General features: G+C 69.5%; 15 protein-coding genes. 1 reads left to right on the top strand and 14 read right to left on the bottom strand.

The window, feature by feature from the left end; all coding sequences use genetic code 11:
- Positions 1-7: 7 nt before the first annotated feature.
- Positions 8-736, bottom strand: a complete 729-nt coding sequence (gene bcsS, locus C998_RS0108785; protein ID WP_018870492.1) for a cellulose biosynthesis protein BcsS — start codon at positions 734-736, stop codon at positions 8-10.
- Positions 697-2,940 carry a glycosyltransferase gene (locus C998_RS0108780; RefSeq protein ID WP_018870491.1) on the bottom strand — a complete coding sequence of 748 codons (2,244 nt, stop codon included), beginning with the start codon at positions 2,938-2,940 and terminating at the stop codon, positions 697-699. The genes bcsS and C998_RS0108780 overlap by 40 nt, the downstream gene beginning before the upstream one ends.
- Before the next feature lie 285 nt (positions 2,941-3,225).
- Here C998_RS0108780 and C998_RS0108775 point away from each other — a divergent pair, with 285 nt between their 5' ends.
- Positions 3,226-4,128, top strand: coding sequence for an alpha/beta fold hydrolase (locus C998_RS0108775; RefSeq protein ID WP_018870490.1), 903 nt, complete (start codon positions 3,226-3,228; stop codon positions 4,126-4,128).
- Positions 4,129-4,155: 27 nt separating this feature from the next.
- On the opposite strand, the gene C998_RS0108770 is transcribed toward C998_RS0108775, so the two are convergent.
- From C998_RS0108770 to C998_RS0108715, 12 genes are read right to left on the bottom strand one after another with little or no spacing between them, the layout of a single operon-like run.
- Entirely contained in the window at positions 4,156-5,871 is a 1,716-nt protein-coding gene (locus C998_RS0108770; protein WP_018870489.1) for a complex I subunit 5 family protein, read from the bottom strand.
- A complete protein-coding gene (locus C998_RS0108765; protein WP_018870488.1) occupies positions 5,868-7,406 on the bottom strand; it encodes a complex I subunit 5 family protein in 1,539 nt (512 codons plus the stop codon). The genes C998_RS0108770 and C998_RS0108765 overlap by 4 nt, the downstream gene beginning before the upstream one ends.
- Entirely contained in the window at positions 7,403-8,896 is a 1,494-nt protein-coding gene (locus tag C998_RS0108760; protein ID WP_018870487.1) for a complex I subunit 5 family protein, read from the bottom strand. Before C998_RS0108760 ends, C998_RS0108765 begins: the two co-directional genes overlap by 4 nt.
- The gene (locus C998_RS0108755; protein WP_018870486.1) at positions 8,893-9,240 is read right to left on the bottom strand and encodes an NADH-quinone oxidoreductase subunit K; all 348 of its coding nucleotides are present in this window, start codon (positions 9,238-9,240) and stop codon (positions 8,893-8,895) included. The genes C998_RS0108760 and C998_RS0108755 overlap by 4 nt, the downstream gene beginning before the upstream one ends.
- Positions 9,237-10,277, bottom strand: a complete 1,041-nt coding sequence (locus C998_RS0108750; RefSeq protein ID WP_018870485.1) for a hydrogenase subunit MbhD domain-containing protein — start codon at positions 10,275-10,277, stop codon at positions 9,237-9,239. The genes C998_RS0108755 and C998_RS0108750 overlap by 4 nt, the downstream gene beginning before the upstream one ends.
- Positions 10,274-10,570, bottom strand: coding sequence for a monovalent cation/H(+) antiporter subunit G (locus tag C998_RS0108745; RefSeq protein WP_018870484.1), 297 nt, complete (start codon positions 10,568-10,570; stop codon positions 10,274-10,276). The genes C998_RS0108750 and C998_RS0108745 overlap by 4 nt, the downstream gene beginning before the upstream one ends.
- A complete protein-coding gene (locus C998_RS0108740; RefSeq protein WP_018870483.1) occupies positions 10,560-10,919 on the bottom strand; it encodes a monovalent cation/H+ antiporter complex subunit F in 360 nt (119 codons plus the stop codon). Before C998_RS0108740 ends, C998_RS0108745 begins: the two co-directional genes overlap by 11 nt.
- A complete protein-coding gene (locus tag C998_RS0108735; protein ID WP_018870482.1) occupies positions 10,916-11,464 on the bottom strand; it encodes a Na+/H+ antiporter subunit E in 549 nt (182 codons plus the stop codon). Before C998_RS0108735 ends, C998_RS0108740 begins: the two co-directional genes overlap by 4 nt.
- Positions 11,465-11,508: 44 nt before the next feature.
- Complete coding sequence (locus C998_RS0108730) at positions 11,509-12,084, bottom strand: invasion associated locus B family protein (protein WP_231364971.1); 576 nt, start codon at positions 12,082-12,084, stop codon at positions 11,509-11,511.
- Between the two features lie 59 nt (positions 12,085-12,143).
- A complete protein-coding gene (locus C998_RS0108725; protein WP_018870480.1) occupies positions 12,144-13,253 on the bottom strand; it encodes a response regulator in 1,110 nt (369 codons plus the stop codon).
- On the bottom strand, positions 13,231-15,072 hold the full coding sequence (locus C998_RS0108720; protein WP_018870479.1) for a PAS domain-containing sensor histidine kinase: 1,842 nt from the start codon (positions 15,070-15,072) through the stop codon (positions 13,231-13,233). The genes C998_RS0108725 and C998_RS0108720 overlap by 23 nt, the downstream gene beginning before the upstream one ends.
- Positions 15,069-15,638 carry a molybdopterin-dependent oxidoreductase gene (locus tag C998_RS0108715; protein WP_018870478.1) on the bottom strand — a complete coding sequence of 190 codons (570 nt, stop codon included), beginning with the start codon at positions 15,636-15,638 and terminating at the stop codon, positions 15,069-15,071. Before C998_RS0108715 ends, C998_RS0108720 begins: the two co-directional genes overlap by 4 nt.
- Positions 15,639-15,657: the final 19 nt, after the last annotated feature.

Raw genomic sequence — 15,657 nt, 5'->3', positions numbered from 1 at the left:
GGCCGGGTCAGCGGAAGTGACGCACCAGTTCAAGCCCGAGGTAACCCCCGGAATCGCCACCGTCGCGGATCTGCTTGTGTCCGGTCTTCACGACCATGTCGAGGCCGGGGCGGACCTCGCGCATCTGCAGGGCCAGTCCGCGATGGACGGCGTCGTAGTCGCGGTCCCCGTGGAACAGCACCTCCGGCCCGAGGTAGTAGCGGCTGTCGCCCAGCCGTCGCATCGCCCGGCCGCGGGTCCAGTAGGCACGGTCGGCCGGGGTGATGCTGACCCCGCCGGTGACGATCCAGCGCTCGTCGATGATGCGCCCGGCATCCATGTCCAGGACCGCGCGCAGCCGTCCGCCGACCACGTCGCTGTCATCGGGCTCGGGGTCCAGTCGGGTGTGGTACCAGGCCGCCCCGACATAGGTACTGAGCCAGCCATCCTGTACCGGGAACTGGTAGCCCAGCGCGGCCGAGGCCCCGGTGGCCCGGCCTTTCACGGTCGTGTCGTTGTCGGGGTATTCGTACTGCGAATAGTCCACGCGATAGCGCTGAGCCCAGCCGTTGCCGAGCTCGCCGTCGTTGGGAATGATCGCCGCGGTATACGCATAGCCGCCGTCGAACAGGCCCTCCACGCCGGCCAGACCCAGCCAGTCGGCCCGTACGGGCAGGGCGAAAATGGCCAGCGGGAGGACCAGGGCAGCGGCCCCGGTCAGGCCGAGACGGCGCTGGTTTCGGCGGGTTGCGGGCATGGAGTGGCTTCCTTTTCGGTCTGGAGCTGATAGAGGTGAACCGGGCCCTCGGCGGTGGCCAGCAGGCGCGAAGGCCCGATGGTGGCCCGCAGTATGGCGGCTCCGGTCTGGTACGGGCGCGTATGGATCTCGATGGCACCGCCCGCGATCAGGGGGCGGTTGACCAGCAGGTACGGGTCGGCCCCCGGCGCGGGGTTCACGGTGACCACGCCGTAGAAGGCCTCCGTGTCGTACTGCACCGGGAACCGACAGGTACAGGCCGTCCAGTAATGCACCGCGGCCAGGTGGCGGGCGAACTCGGCCACCGGCGTTCGTGTTGCGTCGCGGCGCTCGGCCAGGCGCATCAGCGGGGTGCGGGCCTGCTCGCTGTAGCCCTGTACGTGCCACTGCAGGTCGTTGCCATGCAGGAAGGCTTCCAGGCGCTGGTGTGCCGTCTCGTCCGGTGCCTCGAAATGCAAGCCGTGGACCCGGCTGTAGTGTTCGCCGTCGGGGGCGGTCTCGGTGCGAGAGAACCGTACCCGTGCGGTCAGCGCCAGCGGGCCGCCCGGCAGGTGCAGGTTGACCTCGAGCGGGGTGTCCTCGTCGGTGCCGGGGGGCAGTGCCCCGTAGGCGCGGCAGCCGCCGGGTGACAGGTCGTCCACGGTCAGCAGACGCGGGGCCCGGTCCGGGGCGGAGACCGACATCGCCACCGGGATCGGAAAGCGGTAGTCGGCGCGACGGAAACGCTCGTTGCGCGCGGTGTAGCGGAACAATGCCACGGCGATCAGGATCAGCACGCCGGCCCACAGCACGTTGGCGATCAGGGCGTCACCCGGCAGGTGCCCGTACGCCAGGTACAGCGCGATGCCGGTCGGGATCGCGAGCGCGTTGAAGGCCAGGATGAACCATTGTGCCCGCAGCGGCTGCGGGCGATCGTTCCCCGTATGCCGGCTCTTGGGCGTCACGCGGAAGGCAAGGTGCCGGCGGAACAGCCCGAGTGTCGCGCGGGCGAAGATCGCGAAGCGGGCGAAGTTGTACTGCTCGATGATGGTCGTGCGACCGTACCCGCGGGTCAGTTCCTCGAAGGCCCAGAAACTCAGCAGCATGTACGGGATGAACACCATCAGGAACTGCGTCACGGTCACGCTGATGGGCAGCACGCCGGTGACCAGAACGATCGCCGGGATGGTGTAGAAGATCAGGCGCTGCCAGCCGTCAAAATAGGTGAGCATGCTGGCGAAGTAGTTCATGCGCTGCGGCCAGGTCAGGCCCGGGTTGGTCAGCACCCGCTCCTGACGCCACACCTGCATGGCGCCCTGGCCCCAGCGCAGGCGCTGTTTGAGGAAGCCTTCCGGGTCGATGGCCGCGATGCCGAAGGCCAGCGGCTCCGCGTGATAGATCGAGCGGTAGCCCCGTTCGTGCAGCCGGATCGAGGTGTGCAGGTCCTCGGTGACCGTGCCGGTGGCAAAGCCGCCGATCTCGTCCAGGCAGCGACGGCGGGCGATGGCGCAGCTGCCACAGAAAAACGCTGCATTCCAGTAGTCCTTCCCGCGCAGGATGACGCGGAAGAACAGGGACTGTTCGGTCCACAGCTGCTTGCGGTCGGGGTCCAGGCGGTGCTGGTACGAATCCAGATTGTAGAAGTCCTGCGGGGTCTGGACGAAGGCCACGTCCTCGTCGGTGAAGTACCCCAGGGTGTTGGTGAGGAAGTGACGGTGCGGTGCATGGTCGGCGTCGAAGATCGCGACGAAGTCGCCCTGCGCGTGGGCCAGGGCATTGTTCAGGTTGCCGGCCTTGGCATCTTCGCGGCTTTCGCGCGCGAGATAGCGACAGCCCAGGCGCTCCGCCAGGGTCTTCATCTCCGGTCGGTTGCTGTCGTCCAGCAACCAGGTCTCGTGCGGGTAATCCATGCGCACGCAGGCCAGCAGGGTGCGCCGGACAACGGCCTCGGGCTCGTTGTAGGTCGGGACGAACACGTCCACCTTGAGCCCTTCCGGCGCGGGGGGTGGCGTTCGCACGGTCAGACGCCAGTTCATGATCACGTGCATGACCATGGTCAGCACACCGTAGATCTCGGCGCCGTAGACCAGCCAGGAGAAGGTCAGGGCTTCGGGGTTGAGCGTGGTGAAACGCCAGATCAGGTAGAAGGCGGCAACCGCCAGGTAGAAAAGAATCAGACCCCGCTGCGGGAAAGTCAGCGGTTCGAATTCGCGGGAACGCGGCATGACGTGCCTCAATGCTGTCGGAAGTGCGCGATTGTTGCCCGCGAACGGCCACCCTGGTCGTCCGCCCAACCGCGGTGGATGTCCAACAGCCCTGCATCCGCCCGCCGAGGTTACTGCAATTCCCCGCAGGGAACCCTGGATTCCAGTATCCGCGCTTTACCCCCGGGGTCAATACTTCGTGGCCAACATTGCACGGAATATTTGCATGGTTCACGCGGTCTTCCTGCAAAGGCCCTGCGCCCCGTGTTTCCCGACCATCCCGTTCGACCCATGGAGGCCGTACGCATGCGCAAGAATGTACCTTCGACCCTGACCGCACTGGCCGTTGCCATCGGTCTTTCCCTCCCGGCTGCCGCCGCCGAACGCGTGACCCTGGAACACGACGGCCTGAACCTGGTGGGGCATTTCGTCGAGGGCAGCGGCGCCGCGCCGGAGGACGGCGTGGTGCTGATGCTGCACGGCACCCTGGCCCACGGGCGCATGGAGGTGATGACCGCGGTGCAGGACCTGCTGGCCGAACAGCACGGACTCAACACCCTGTCGATCAATCTCAGCTTCGGCATCGACGAGCGCGAGGGGATGTTCGAATGTGACGCCCCGGTGACCCATGGTCCCGAGGAACACATGGACGAACTGGGGGCGTGGCAGGACTGGCTGGCCGGCCAGGGTTACGGACCGGTCACCCTGATGGGGCACTCCCGCGGCGGCAATCAGATCGCGCGTTATCTAACCGAGCGGGAACCGGACAACATCGCCGGGCTGACCCTGCTGGCGCCGGCCACTTTCGACGCCGATGAAACCGCAGAGCAGTTCCTCGAGCAGACCGGCACCAAGCTGGACGAGGCCCTGGAAGCCGCGCGCGAAAAGGCCGGAGCGAACGGGGGCATGCTGGAGGATCACCGCTTCCTGCAGTGCGAGGCGCTGGAGGTCGCGCCGCGGGCATTCATCGGCTACTACGAGCCCGGCCCGCAGCACGACACGCCGAGCGTGATCGACGGCATCGCGACCGAGACCCAGGTGATCATCGGCGAGGAAGACGACGTGGTGCCGGATCTGCCCGAACGCATGGCGGCGCTGGAGGATGATGGTCAAATCCGCGTGGATACGGTGCCCGGTGCCGGGCACTTCTTCCGCGATTTCTTCGCCGACGATGCCGCCGACCTGATCGCGGAGTTCGTGCGCCGCTGACCGGGGCGCAGCCCCGTGCGGCACCGGTCAGGGCGGGAACGCCATGGCCGTGTACAGCCCCAGTAACGACAGAGCGAACAGAAACGCCAGACGTCCCCAGCGGGTCATGCGTCGTTCGGCCCATTCCAGCTCATGCCGGGCGATCCTTTGCGCCCGGCGCAACCGGGCCCGCAGGCGCGGGTGGAGGCGAATCTCGCGCAGCGGACTGACCCGGGCATGCAGGCCCTGCGCTGCATGGATCAGCACATTCGCCAGGATCGCCACGTCCCCTTCCGGGACGTGACGGGCCATCCATTCGCGCAGAACGACGCCCCCCAGTGCGCCCAGGGCCAGCCCGGCCAGGACGGGCCACAGCAGGGAAACAGTCGCGAGCTCGGGGAGCGGTACCTCGGGCGAGGCCAGGGCCGTCAGTGCGGCCACTGCGGGCAGGATCAGGGACATCGCCGCAAGCAGCGCCCAGGGCAGCCAGCGCCCCGTTGGCAGCGGGCGTGTCGTCAGCGCCAGATCCTGGCGCAGGCGCCACAGGAAACGCAGCACCAGCAGGGTAGTCCCGATGGCCGCCAGGGTCAGCAGGGTGTAGACCAGCCCCGTGCCGTTTGCGGCCAGCGGCGCTTTCAGCAGGTCCTTGGCCAGTGCCCCGCTGGTGAACGGCAGCCCGGCCAGGGAGAAGCCCGGCAGGGCGATCAGGCCGAGCACCGCGTAGCGGTACCGCTTCGAGCGGGGGAGCTGTCCGGCGACATCCATCGCGAGGAACAGCGAACCCTTGGCCAGTCCGTGGTGCAGGGCGTACATCGCCACCGCGAATAGCAGCGGTTCGCGCATCGCGGGCAGCAGCAGCGCGAGGCCGACCCCGGTGGTCATCAGGCCCATCTGGCTGATGGAGGAGTAGGCCAGGATGGTCTTGGGGCGCGCCTGGAAGACCCCTGCCAGTGCCCCCAGAAAGGCCGCCGCCAGCCCCAGCCCGATCAGCACCTCGCCGAGCACCGCGTGGCCGGCGGCGTCCAGCGGCAGCAGGCGCAGCCAGCCCAGCAGCCCGGCCTTGATCATGGCTCCTGAAAGCACCGCGCTGGCGGGGATCGGTGCGGCCGGATGGGCCAGTGGCAGCCAGAAGTGGACCCCGAGCATGCCGGCCTTGATGCCCAGGCCCAGCACCAGCAGCACCATCGCCGCGCCCTCGGGTCGTGCCGCGGCGATGGCCGCCAGTGCGGTCTCGCCATCCGCCTGATGGATGGCGAGCATCAGACCGGCGAACAGCGCGATCTCGCCCAGCACCGACAGGACCAGATACAGCCGTGCGGCCATCCACGCCTCGGTGCTGCGCTTGTGCACCACCAGACCCCAGGCCGACAGGCTCATCAGCGAGAAGAACAGGTAGAACGACGCGGCGTCCTGCGCGAGGATCAGGCCCAGGTTGCCCACCATCGACAGCAGGAGGAACACGAAGAAGCGCCGCCGCGCGGGATCCTCGCCGCGTTCGTGCAGCGCGTGCAGTCCGGCCGCCAGCCACAGCCCGGCAGTCAGCGCGAGGAAAACCCGGCCGATCGGGTCCAGCCCGAGCTCCACCCCGGTCAGCAGCCACGGTAGCGAGGCCTGCTTGCCCTCCGGGCCCAGCGCGGCCAGCAGCAGGGCGGGCAGCGCGGCCCAGGGCACCAGACGCAGTGGCGCGCGGCCCGGCCGCAGCGACAGCGCCGCGGCCAGCAGCAGCGGAAGCAGCGGCACCCCGAGCAGGATGAACGCGTTCATGGCGTCACCCCCGTGCCGTTGTCCATGTCACCGGCTGGCACCAGCACGTAGCCGCGTTCCACGATCAGCTCCACCCAGCCCAGCGGGCTCAGTTCCAGCCCGGCCAGCAGCCCCGGCAGCAGCGCCAGCACCGCCACGAACAGGGTCGGGAACAGCAGCATCCAGTGGGCCTCGAAGCGGGTCTTGTGCGCCGGCGGTCGGGTCACCTCCGGCTCGGCCATCCAGCCGGCGATGATGGGCGGCAGGAAGTAGGCCGCGTTGAGCAGGCTGCTCAGCGCCAGCACGCCCAGGATCCACGCCGCATCGCCCTCCAGCGCGCCGAGGCCCAGATACCACTTGGAGATGAACCCGGCCAGCGGCGGCAGCCCGATCATGCCCAGCCCGCCGACCGTGAACGCCGCCATGGTCAGCGGCATGCGGCGCCCGACCCCGCGCATCTCGCGGATCTCGTGGATGCCCAGGGTCTCGGCGAAGTTGCCGGCACAGAAGAACAGCGTGATCTTGGTCAGGCCCTGGTGCACCAGATGCACCAGCCCGCCGATCACGCCCAGCGGCCCGGCCAGCGCCACGCCCAGTGCGATGTAGGAGACCTGGCTGACCGTGGAGAAGGCCAGCCGCTGCTTGATGTCGTGGGCACGCAGGGCCTGGATGGACCCGTAGAGGATGGTCAGCGCGGCCAGCACCAGCAGCACGTCGGTCAGGTGCAGGGTTGCGGCCAGCTCCAGGCCGAACACGTCGTTCAGGGTGCGCACGAGACCGAAGGCCCCCGCCTTGACCACCGCCACCGCGTGCAGCAGGGCGCTGACCGGGGCCGGCGCGACCATCGCCCGCGGCAGCCAGGAATGCAGCGGGATCAGCGCCGCCTTCACCGCGAAGCCGGCGATCAGGGCCAGACCGATGACCTGCAGAAGGCCATGCGTGTCCGGCGACAGATGCCGGAGGTACCCTCCCGACTCGAATGGCTGCGAACCCGCCAGCAGGTTCAGCGCGATCACCGCGACCAGCAGCACCAGCCCGCTGGTGATGGTGTAGGCGAGATACAGCCGTCCCGCGCGCAGCGCCTCCGGGGTGCCGCGGTGGACCACCAGCGGCCAGGTGGCCAGGGTCAGGATCTCGTAGAAGATCACGAAGGTGATCAGGTTGCCGGACAGGGCGATGCCGACGGTCGCGCTCACGCACAGCGAGAAGAAGCCGAAGAAGCGGCTGCGCCTCGGCGATCCCTCCAGATAGCCGATCGCATACAGGGTGGTCACGAACCACAGGATCGAGGACAGGGTCGCGAACAGCAGTGACAGGGCGTCGGCCGCGAGCACGAAATCCACGCCCGGCAGCAATGTCAGCCCGAATTCGAAGGTCTCGCCCCGCTGCACCCCGAGGAGCAGCACCCCGACCAGTACGAGCTTGATCCCCGCCGCGCTCAGGTTCAGCAGGGTGCGCAGCCCGTGGCGTTCTTCCGGCAGGAAGAAGATCAGCAGTCCCGGTACCAGCGAGCTGGCGAGGATCGCGAGCAGGAGCAGGCCGCCGTCGGCGTTCATGATACCCCCGCCGTGTGCTCCAGCAGGTGCATCAGCGGTGCCCCGGCCAGGCCCATGGCCGCCGCGCCGACGGCCAGTGCCAGCGGCATCCATTCCATGCCGGCGGAGACCGGGACGCCCGGATCACGCTCACCGCGGGCGAAAGCCGGTGCCACCATGCGCAGGATGTACGCAGTGGCCAGCAGGGAACCCAGCGCGACCATCACCACCCACAGCGCGGTCCAGATCTGCATGATGGCGGTGGTCTCCGCCGCGCCGTGCAGCCCCGCTTCCAGCAGCAGATACTTGGCCAGGAAGCCGCCGGTCAGCGGCAGCCCCATCAGCGAGATGCCGCCCAGGCCCAGGGCGAACACCGTGCGCCCGCGCGCCCGCAGCACCGGTCCCAGGGCATTCATCCGGTCGTGTCCCGCAGCCTTCTGGAGCGTTCCGGCGCCCATCAGCACCGCGGCCTTGGCCAGACCGTGGGCGAAGGCGAAGAACACCACCACCGGCCAGGCCGCCGGCTGCAGGATCAGGATGGGGAAGGCCAGCGCGATGTAGCCCATCTGCGCCACCGTGGAGTAGGCCGCCACGATCTTGAGTCGGGGCGCGCGCAGTGCCTGCAGCGAGCCCCAGAGGAGAGCCGCGCTGCCCAGCAGTCCCAGCAGCACGGCCAGCGCGGGGGTGCCCAGCGGCGCGAAGATCAGCAGCCACAGCCGCAGGATCAGGTAGAACATCGCCACCACCATGCCCGACAGCATGCCGCTGACCGGCGCGGGCGCGCTGGCATGCGCGGTGGCCAGCCACACGTGCAGCGGAAACACCGCGGCCTTCATCAGGAGTCCGCCCAGCATCAGCGCGGCGGCCATGCGTTCGGTGGGGCCGTCTCCGGCCAGCTCGCCCAGCAGCGTCAGGTCCAGCACGCCGAACTCGCCGTACAGCAGCGCGGCCCCCAGCAGGAACGACAGCGAGCCGAGCAGGTTGATCAGCAGGTAGCGCATCGCGCCGGTCACCGCGTCGGTATCGCCGGTAAGGGCCACCAGCGCCACCGCGGACAGGCTGGCGATCTCCAGGGTGATGTACAGGTTGAAGGCATCACCCGACAGCACCAGCAGGTTGAGCCCGCCCCACAGCCACAGCCACAGCGGCCAGAACTGGCGTTCTCCGGCGGCCGAGTGGATGTAGCCGCGGGCGTACAGGCTGCCGGCGAGGGCCACCAGCGCGTTCAGCAGCAGCATCGCCAGCGCCAGCCCGTCGAGGTGCAGGGTGACGCCCAGGGGGGCCTCCCAGCCGCCCAGCCCGACCCGCACTGCGGGGCCATCCATTTCCGGCACGGCGTCGAGGAACAGCCCGAGGGTCGCCAGCAGCCCGAGGATCGCCAGCGGCAGACCCAGCAGCCCGATGCGCCGGGCCTGCCACGCCCAGGCGGAGGCGATCAGCGGCAGCCCCAGCGAGACCGCCGCCAGGGCCCCGGTGGCGAACACCAGGGACTCGGGCGTGGCCGCGTTCACGGGTCTTCGGGACGGTCGCCGCGGTGGGTTTTCAGCGGCCCGGGGAGCAGCACCGCATGCCCGGTCAGGCGCGCCAGATGCACCGTCAGCGCGAGGGCGAACGCGGTCGCGCTGACCGCCACCACGATCCCGGTGAGAGTCAGCGCCTGAGCCACCGGGTCGGGCGGGGCATCGCCGCGCGCGGCGATGCCGAGAAACACCATGAACACCCCGGAACCCATGATATTGATCGCGAGGATGCGCAGGATCAGGTGGCGGCGACGGATCAGCCCGTGCAGACCCAGCGCGAACAGCGCGGCGCCGCCGAAGGGGTACAGCGTGCCGGGATCCAGGGATTCGATCATGTGTCCTCCCGCGGCGAGCGCCCGCCGATGAACAGGGCGACCAGGGTCAGCGCGATGGACAGCGTCGCGCCGGTCTCGATGATCAGGATCAGGGGGTAGGCCAGCTCGCGCGGCCAGGTCAGCAGCGCGGGTCCGGCGAACAGCCCCCACAGCCCAATGGCGAGGAACAGCAGGGCACCGGCCGTCACGCCGATGCGCAGCAGGCGCGGGTCCGGGTCGGGCAGCGAGTGCGGACGCGCAAGGCTCATCAGTATCCCCGCCGCGCCCAGCACCGCGCCGGCCTGAAAGGCCCCGCCCGGTGCATGGCTCCCGGCCCACAGCAGGTAGACCCCGGTGACGATGGCCACCGGCAGCAGCAGGCGCACCGCTCCCGGCAGGACCGGACCCGGCGCCGGGCGCGCGGGCAGCGCGTCATGGCGCCCCAGCGACCAGGCGCCCAGTCCGGCCAGCAGGACCATGGCCAGTTCCAGCAGGGTGTCCCAGGAGCGGAAGTTCAGCAGCACCGCGGTGATGCCATGGTCCACGCCGGAGACCTCCATGTGTGCGGCCACCGTGGGTTGCAGGCCGGGGCCGTGTTCCTGCGTGGCCAGGGTCGCCATCAGCAGCCCGGCCAGGCCGACGGTCACCGCGACCGCGCTCCAGCGTCCGCGTGCCGGGGTCGGGGCACAGCTCAGCGCGACATTGCCGGCACCCGGGTCGCGGGCATCGTGGGCCTCCGCATCCGCGTTGCCCGTGTCGGGTGCCACCGGATCCGGGGGCGGGCTCGGGCCCGCGTCCCCGCGGTGCGGGTTCATGATGTGCTTCAGCCGTTCCAGCGTGACCAGCAGCAGCGCCCCGGTGATGCCGGCCCCGATGGCCGCTTCGGCCAGTGCGATGTCCGGGGCCTCGAGGCGGACCCAGGCGATCGCCAGCAGCAGGCCGAAGGTGATGAACAGCACGACCGCGCGGAACAGGTCGGTGCTCGCCAGGCAGCGCCAGGCCACTCCCAGCAGGCCGGCCAGCAGGGCCAGGTCGAACGCCAGCAGCGCCGCGTTCATTCGCGCCGCTCGAACTCGCCGTGGGTCCAGGTCCGCTGGGCGACCATGTGCGCCGCGGTGGCCCCGGCGGCGAGCACCAGCACCCAGATCAGCACCAGTTTGAGGATCATCGCCGGCCCGTCGGCCTGCAGCATCAGCCCCAGCACCACCAGCCCCAGGCCGAGATTGTCGGCCTTGGTTAGGGCATGCAGGCGGGTGTAGACATCGGGAAAGCGCAGCAGCCCCAGGGTGCCGGCGCCGAAGAACACCAGCCCCGCGAGCACCAGCCCGGCGGTCAGCAGATCAGCGATCATGCGTCTTCTCCGTCGGGTTATGCCCCGGGTGATGCCCCGGGTCGTGCGGCGGCTCTTCTTCTACCGGGGTTTCGTGCATCGGCGTGCCCGCCGGCTCCGGCAGCCCGTGCTGGCGCACGAACGCGACGGCCGCCACCACCGCCAGCAGGGCGAACACCAGCGCCACGTCCACCAGCGCCGACTGGTCCAGGGCAAAGCCGAGCAGTAGCAGGATGCCGACCCCCGAGGTGCCGAACAGCTGGGCAGTGAGCATCCGATCACCTGAGCCCGGGCCACGCAGCACGCGGATCAGCCCGAACAGGATGGTCAGCAGCAGGAACCCGGCGGCGGTGACCAGCAGCAGGTTCATCGGGCGCTCCCCGGAGAGTCAGGGTCGAGCCCGTAGAGCCGTGCGATGCGCCGCTCGAGTTCCATCAGCGTGGCTGCATTGTCGCTGCGGCCGTCCAGCACGTGCAGGGTCATGCGGCGGCCCTCCAGGCGGACCGCCAGGGTGCCCGGCAGCAGGCTGAGCATGGACATGAACAGGGTCAGCGGCGGTCCGTGCGGCAATTGCACGAAATACGCCTCGAAGTCCGGTTGCAGCGGCAGGCGCGGGTGTACCGCCCGCCAGGCGACATCGACCCCGCCCTGCACCGAGGTGCGCAGGAAGAAACCGAGCAGGCCGGGCAGGGCGGTCGGGTTCAGGCGCAGGGCGCGCCCCGCGGGCAGCGCGAGCACGGCCCCCCCGGTCAGCGCGATGGCGAGCCAGGCGAACGGGTGCGCCAGCGCTGCGCCCCCGGCCAGCACCGCCCACAGCGCGGCCGCGGCAAGCATCGCCAGCAGCGCACGCAGCCACCCGGGCCGGCGGGCGCGCCGTACGGGCGGGTTCGAGCTGGACTGGCGGGTGTCGTTCACGCCGTCATTGTAACGGCGCAGGGCGGCACCGCCAGAAGGTCGTCTCAGAGCCGATTACTGGCCGCAGTGAAGCCCATCAGGGAGACGTCAAAGACCAGCACCTGTTCCGACTGCAGCGGGCGGAAGCCCACGTTGAGTTCGCGGCCCCCGCGCAGTTCAGCCAGCATCTCGTCGGTCAGCTCGGTGGCCGCCACGCAGCCCTGCTGGATGCAGGTGACGAAGCCGGCATTGCGTTCTTCGCCCTCGTCGACCTGCATGACGATGCCCGGACGCAGATCCACGCCCAGCGGCAGCAGCAGTTCCATCACGTGTCGGTCGCCCTCGCGCCGCACCGTGGTCTGCAGATACGGCCCCTGCTGGCCCTGGTCCTCCACCTGCAGGGTCTGCTGCATCTGGCAGAACTCGCCGCCGTCATCCAGTTCCCAGCAAAGGCTTTCCCAGTCCTGGTGGGTGGTCACCTCCGGTTCCTGCTGTACCGGCTGCGGCGCCTGGCCCTGCGCCGGGGCCGGCTGCTGGGCCTGCTGCCCCGTGGCCATCGCCGGCGCCAGCGCAAGGGCGCACAGCAGCACCGCGGGGCGAACAAAGGAAAAGAACAACGAAGGATGCGAGGTCGATAACATGCAACGGCTCCTGATTGATTAAGAGGATTTTACGTCATCCAGTAAGGGGCGGCCCGGGCTCATTCCACGGCGAGGGTCATGGAGCCGGCCAGCACCAGGGCGACCAGTTCCGCCTGGCGGTGGGTGTCGGTCTTCTGGAACAGGTTGCGCAGGTGGAAGGTGACGGTGGTATTCGACACGTCCATGCGCCGGGCGATGTCGGCGGTGCGCCAGCCGTCCGCCAGGGCCAGGGCGATACGGGCCTCGGTGGGGGTCAGGTCGAACAGGCGGGCCAGGACGTCTTCCGGCAGGCGGGCGCGCCGCTCGGGGTCGGACAGGAGGATTACGGCCGCGGGTTCCTCCTCCCCGGCCTCCCGCCCGGCCGGATCGCTGCCCCCGGGCAGGGGATAGATCATCGCCAGGAGTTCGCGCCGGTGGCCATCGCGCGGCAGGCGCATGCATTCAATGGCGTCATCGGCGGCCGGTTCCTCGGCAAGGACCCGGCGCAGGGCCTCGCGCAGGCGCCGGTCATCCTCGGTGTGTACCGGCTCCGGCGGGCGTCCTTCCTGCAAGGTCAGTGCGTCGCCGGCCATGCGCCGCGCCGCGCGGTTGGCCAGCAGCACGCGGTTGCCGTGGTCGAGCAGGACGACCCCGGGAGCGACCGGATCCAGGGCGCGCGCCGCGAACTCCAGGCTGCGGCGTCCCTGATCCCGGCTCTGGCCGAGTCCACCGAGGGTACGGCGCAGTTCGGCGAACTCGTCCTCTTTCTTCTGGCGCATGCGCCGCACCTGGCGCAGGCGGGCCTCCACGGTCGCCAGCAGCAGGTCGAAGTCCACCGGCTTGACCAGATAGTCGTCGGCGCCCGCGCGCTTGCCATCGACCACCTCGCGCGGGTCGGACAGCGCGGTGAGGAACACGAACGGGGTGTCCGCCAGTTCCGGGCCGCGTTCGCGCACCGCGGCCAGCAGTTCGTAGCCGTTCATGCCCGGCATGTTGATGTCGCACAGGATCAGGTCGGGGTGTACGGCGTCGATCTGCTCCAGGGCCTCGTCGCCGTGGGCCGCCTCGATGGCGACATGACCCGCCTCGCTCAGTTCTTCGCAGATGTCCCGGCGCAGCAGGGCTTCATCCTCGGCGCAGAGGATGCGTGCGGCCGGGACGGCGGCATCATTCGGTGTGCTGTGGTTCATCCGGATCCTGTCCTCGCGGGAGTTCCAGCGTGAATGTAGACCCTTCCCCTTCGCGGGAACGGACGGTCAGGTCGCCGCCCTGGGTGCGCGCGAGCTGGCGGGCGATGCCCAGGCCCAGACCGATGCCGGTATGGCGGGCGGCATTGCGGGCACGGAAGAAGCGGTCGAACAGGCGCGCCTGGTCTTCCTCGGGGATGCCGATCCCGTGGTCCGTGACGTGGCAGGTGATCTTCTCCGGTTCGGCGCGCAGCTCAACCTCGATGGACGCGGTCTCGGGCGAGTATTTTCCCGCATTCGACAGCAGGTTGGCGAGGATCTGCTCGACCAGCGCGCGATCGCAGCGCGCCATGACCGGTCCATCCGGGGTGACGCTCAGATGCATCGGATTGTCCGGGGTGATCTGCCGCTGGGTTTCGATCGCCTGCTCCACCAGCGGGCGCAGGTCGCAGGGACGGGTGGATGCCGATACGTGGCCGCCCTCGAGGCGGGCCGAGGTCAGCGCGTTCTCGATCAGACGGGTCATGTGGGCGACGGTGTCGCGCAGCTGACGGTAGCGCCCCTCGCGGGTTTCGCGGTCCATGGACTCCCCGCGCCGCAGCAGGCGCTGCAGGCCCGAGTCGATGATCGCCAGCGGGGTGCGGAACTGGTGCGAGGCCATCGCCGCGAAGCTGCGGTAGAACTCGCTGACGCCGCGTTCGCGCTCCAGCGAATGCTCGAGACTGCGCGCGGCGTCCTTGTAGCTGGTGATGTCGGCCAGACGCAGCACCTGGCCACCGTCATCGGTGCGGCGCAGGGTCATCTGCACCCAGCCGCGACCGGGGACTTCCAGGTCGTACTGCGCACCGTCGTCCGCGGTGATCTCCTCCGGGTCGCCGTGTTCGGTGTCCGGCCGGGTGACGGCGCGGATACGGTCGAGCAGGGTGTCCAGTGTCTGCCCCTCGTCCAGGGCCCCGTCGGGCAGCGGCAGCAGGCTGGCGAACTGCGGGTTGACCAGGATCAGGCGGTCATCGGAATCGAACGCGGCAAAGCCGTCGGGTGCGGTGTCGATGGCGTCCACCACGCGCCGGCGCTCGGCTTCCAGGTCGCGGGTGCGGTTGCGGACCTCGATCTCCAGCCGGTCGCGGTGTGCGGCCAGCGCCTCCTGTGCGTGGCGCCGCTGCCGCAGGGCATTCATCAGGAGGGCGGTCAGCAGGATCCCGGTGACCAGGATGCCGATCATCATCACAATGGCCTGGATCAGGCTGGCGCGGTGTTGATCCAGGCGTTCCCCCGTGCTCTCCCATTCCTCGATCATCACCGCGTTGGCGATGCGGTTGAGTGCCGACATCAGGGGCTTGAGTTCGGCATGGATCGCGTGGGCCGCCTCGACGTTGTCGGGGGCGACGTCGTCGATCATCGGCTCGATGCGCTCCAGCCGCTCGAAGGTGCCGTCCAGTGTTTCTTCCAGCCCGATGTCCTTGACGTAGCGCCGCTGTGGCCCGGCATCCAGCAGGACCAGGCGGCTGGTGAGGACGTCGTAACGCAGGCCGGGTCGGGCATCCGCGTCCCCCAGGGTCCGTCGGTGGACTTCCTCGTCCAGACGGTGACTGGCGACCTGCGCCTGGGCGGTGACCCACAGCATGTTCTCGTCCACGTTGCTGCGCATGTCCTGCTCCACGTCGTGCAGGCGCATCAGCGACACCGTCAGGAAGATCGCGAAGGTAAGGACCGCGAGCACCGGCAGCACATACGTCGAGACACGGCGCAGGCTGGGGACGGCCGAGGGATCCGGGGCATGGCCCCGCTCGGGTGCGGACTCGCGGGCCGGGCGCGCGATCATCGCACCTCCAGGTGCTCCAGCTGCCAGACCCAGCGGTAGTCGTAGCGGATGTCGTCCAGCTCCGCGTGATCGTCGCGTGGATAGACGATCCACAGCGGACCCTTGTCGCGCGGGGTCAGGGCCTCGCCGTCCCGGGTATGGGCGACGATCACGTCATAATCGTGGAAGTCTTCCATGGGGATGTCGACGATGTAGTCGTTCAGGGCCGTGGCCACCACCTCGTCACCCTCCGCACCGAGGGCTTCCAGCAGGTCGCGCATCAAAAAGCCCTCGAAGTGGTTGACCCCGTCGGTGACCACCGTGGAGGTCTCCAGTTCTCGCTCCGGGAGGCGGTCCAGCATTGCCCGGTCCAGCAGGGCCCGGTCTCCGTCGTTCGCATGCTCGATGGCCCCCTCGACCCGCAGAATCACCTCGCCCTCGGGTTCGGCTCCCGGATCGAACCCCGGAGCGGAGTCCCCGCGATCCGCAGCAGTCGCACTGAAGGGCAGGGTCAGCAGCATGGCCACCAGGGCGGCAAGAAGGCCGGGCGCATGCGCGCCGGGCGGATGAATTCGGACGACGGACATGACAAACCTCCGGACGGAT

The organism is Thioalkalivibrio sp. ALgr3, assembly GCF_000377325.1.
In the GTDB taxonomy this organism is placed as follows: Bacteria; Pseudomonadota; Gammaproteobacteria; order Ectothiorhodospirales; family Ectothiorhodospiraceae; genus Thioalkalivibrio.
This window is presented reverse-complemented; position numbering and strand designations above follow the sequence as displayed.

Excerpts from the sequence above, each read along its gene's own strand:
- bcsS (WP_018870492.1), bottom strand. The coding sequence starts at position 736 with ATGCCCGCAACCCGCCGAAACCAGCGCCGTCTCGGCCTGACCGGGGCC.
- C998_RS0108780 (WP_018870491.1), bottom strand. The coding sequence starts at position 2,940 with ATGCCGCGTTCCCGCGAATTCGAACCGCTGACTTTCCCGCAGCGGGGT.
- C998_RS0108775 (WP_018870490.1), top strand. The coding sequence starts at position 3,226 with ATGCGCAAGAATGTACCTTCGACCCTGACCGCACTGGCCGTTGCCATC.
- C998_RS0108770 (WP_018870489.1), bottom strand. The coding sequence starts at position 5,871 with ATGAACGCGTTCATCCTGCTCGGGGTGCCGCTGCTTCCGCTGCTGCTG.
- C998_RS0108765 (WP_018870488.1), bottom strand. The coding sequence starts at position 7,406 with ATGAACGCCGACGGCGGCCTGCTCCTGCTCGCGATCCTCGCCAGCTCG.
- C998_RS0108755 (WP_018870486.1), bottom strand. The coding sequence starts at position 9,240 with ATGATCGAATCCCTGGATCCCGGCACGCTGTACCCCTTCGGCGGCGCC.
- C998_RS0108750 (WP_018870485.1), bottom strand. The coding sequence starts at position 10,277 with ATGAACGCGGCGCTGCTGGCGTTCGACCTGGCCCTGCTGGCCGGCCTG.
- C998_RS0108745 (WP_018870484.1), bottom strand. The coding sequence starts at position 10,570 with ATGATCGCTGATCTGCTGACCGCCGGGCTGGTGCTCGCGGGGCTGGTG.
- C998_RS0108740 (WP_018870483.1), bottom strand. The coding sequence starts at position 10,919 with ATGAACCTGCTGCTGGTCACCGCCGCCGGGTTCCTGCTGCTGACCATC.
- C998_RS0108730 (WP_231364971.1), bottom strand. The coding sequence starts at position 12,084 with ATGTTATCGACCTCGCATCCTTCGTTGTTCTTTTCCTTTGTTCGCCCC.
- C998_RS0108725 (WP_018870480.1), bottom strand. The coding sequence starts at position 13,253 with ATGAACCACAGCACACCGAATGATGCCGCCGTCCCGGCCGCACGCATC.
- C998_RS0108720 (WP_018870479.1), bottom strand. The coding sequence starts at position 15,072 with ATGATCGCGCGCCCGGCCCGCGAGTCCGCACCCGAGCGGGGCCATGCC.
- C998_RS0108715 (WP_018870478.1), bottom strand. The coding sequence starts at position 15,638 with ATGTCCGTCGTCCGAATTCATCCGCCCGGCGCGCATGCGCCCGGCCTT.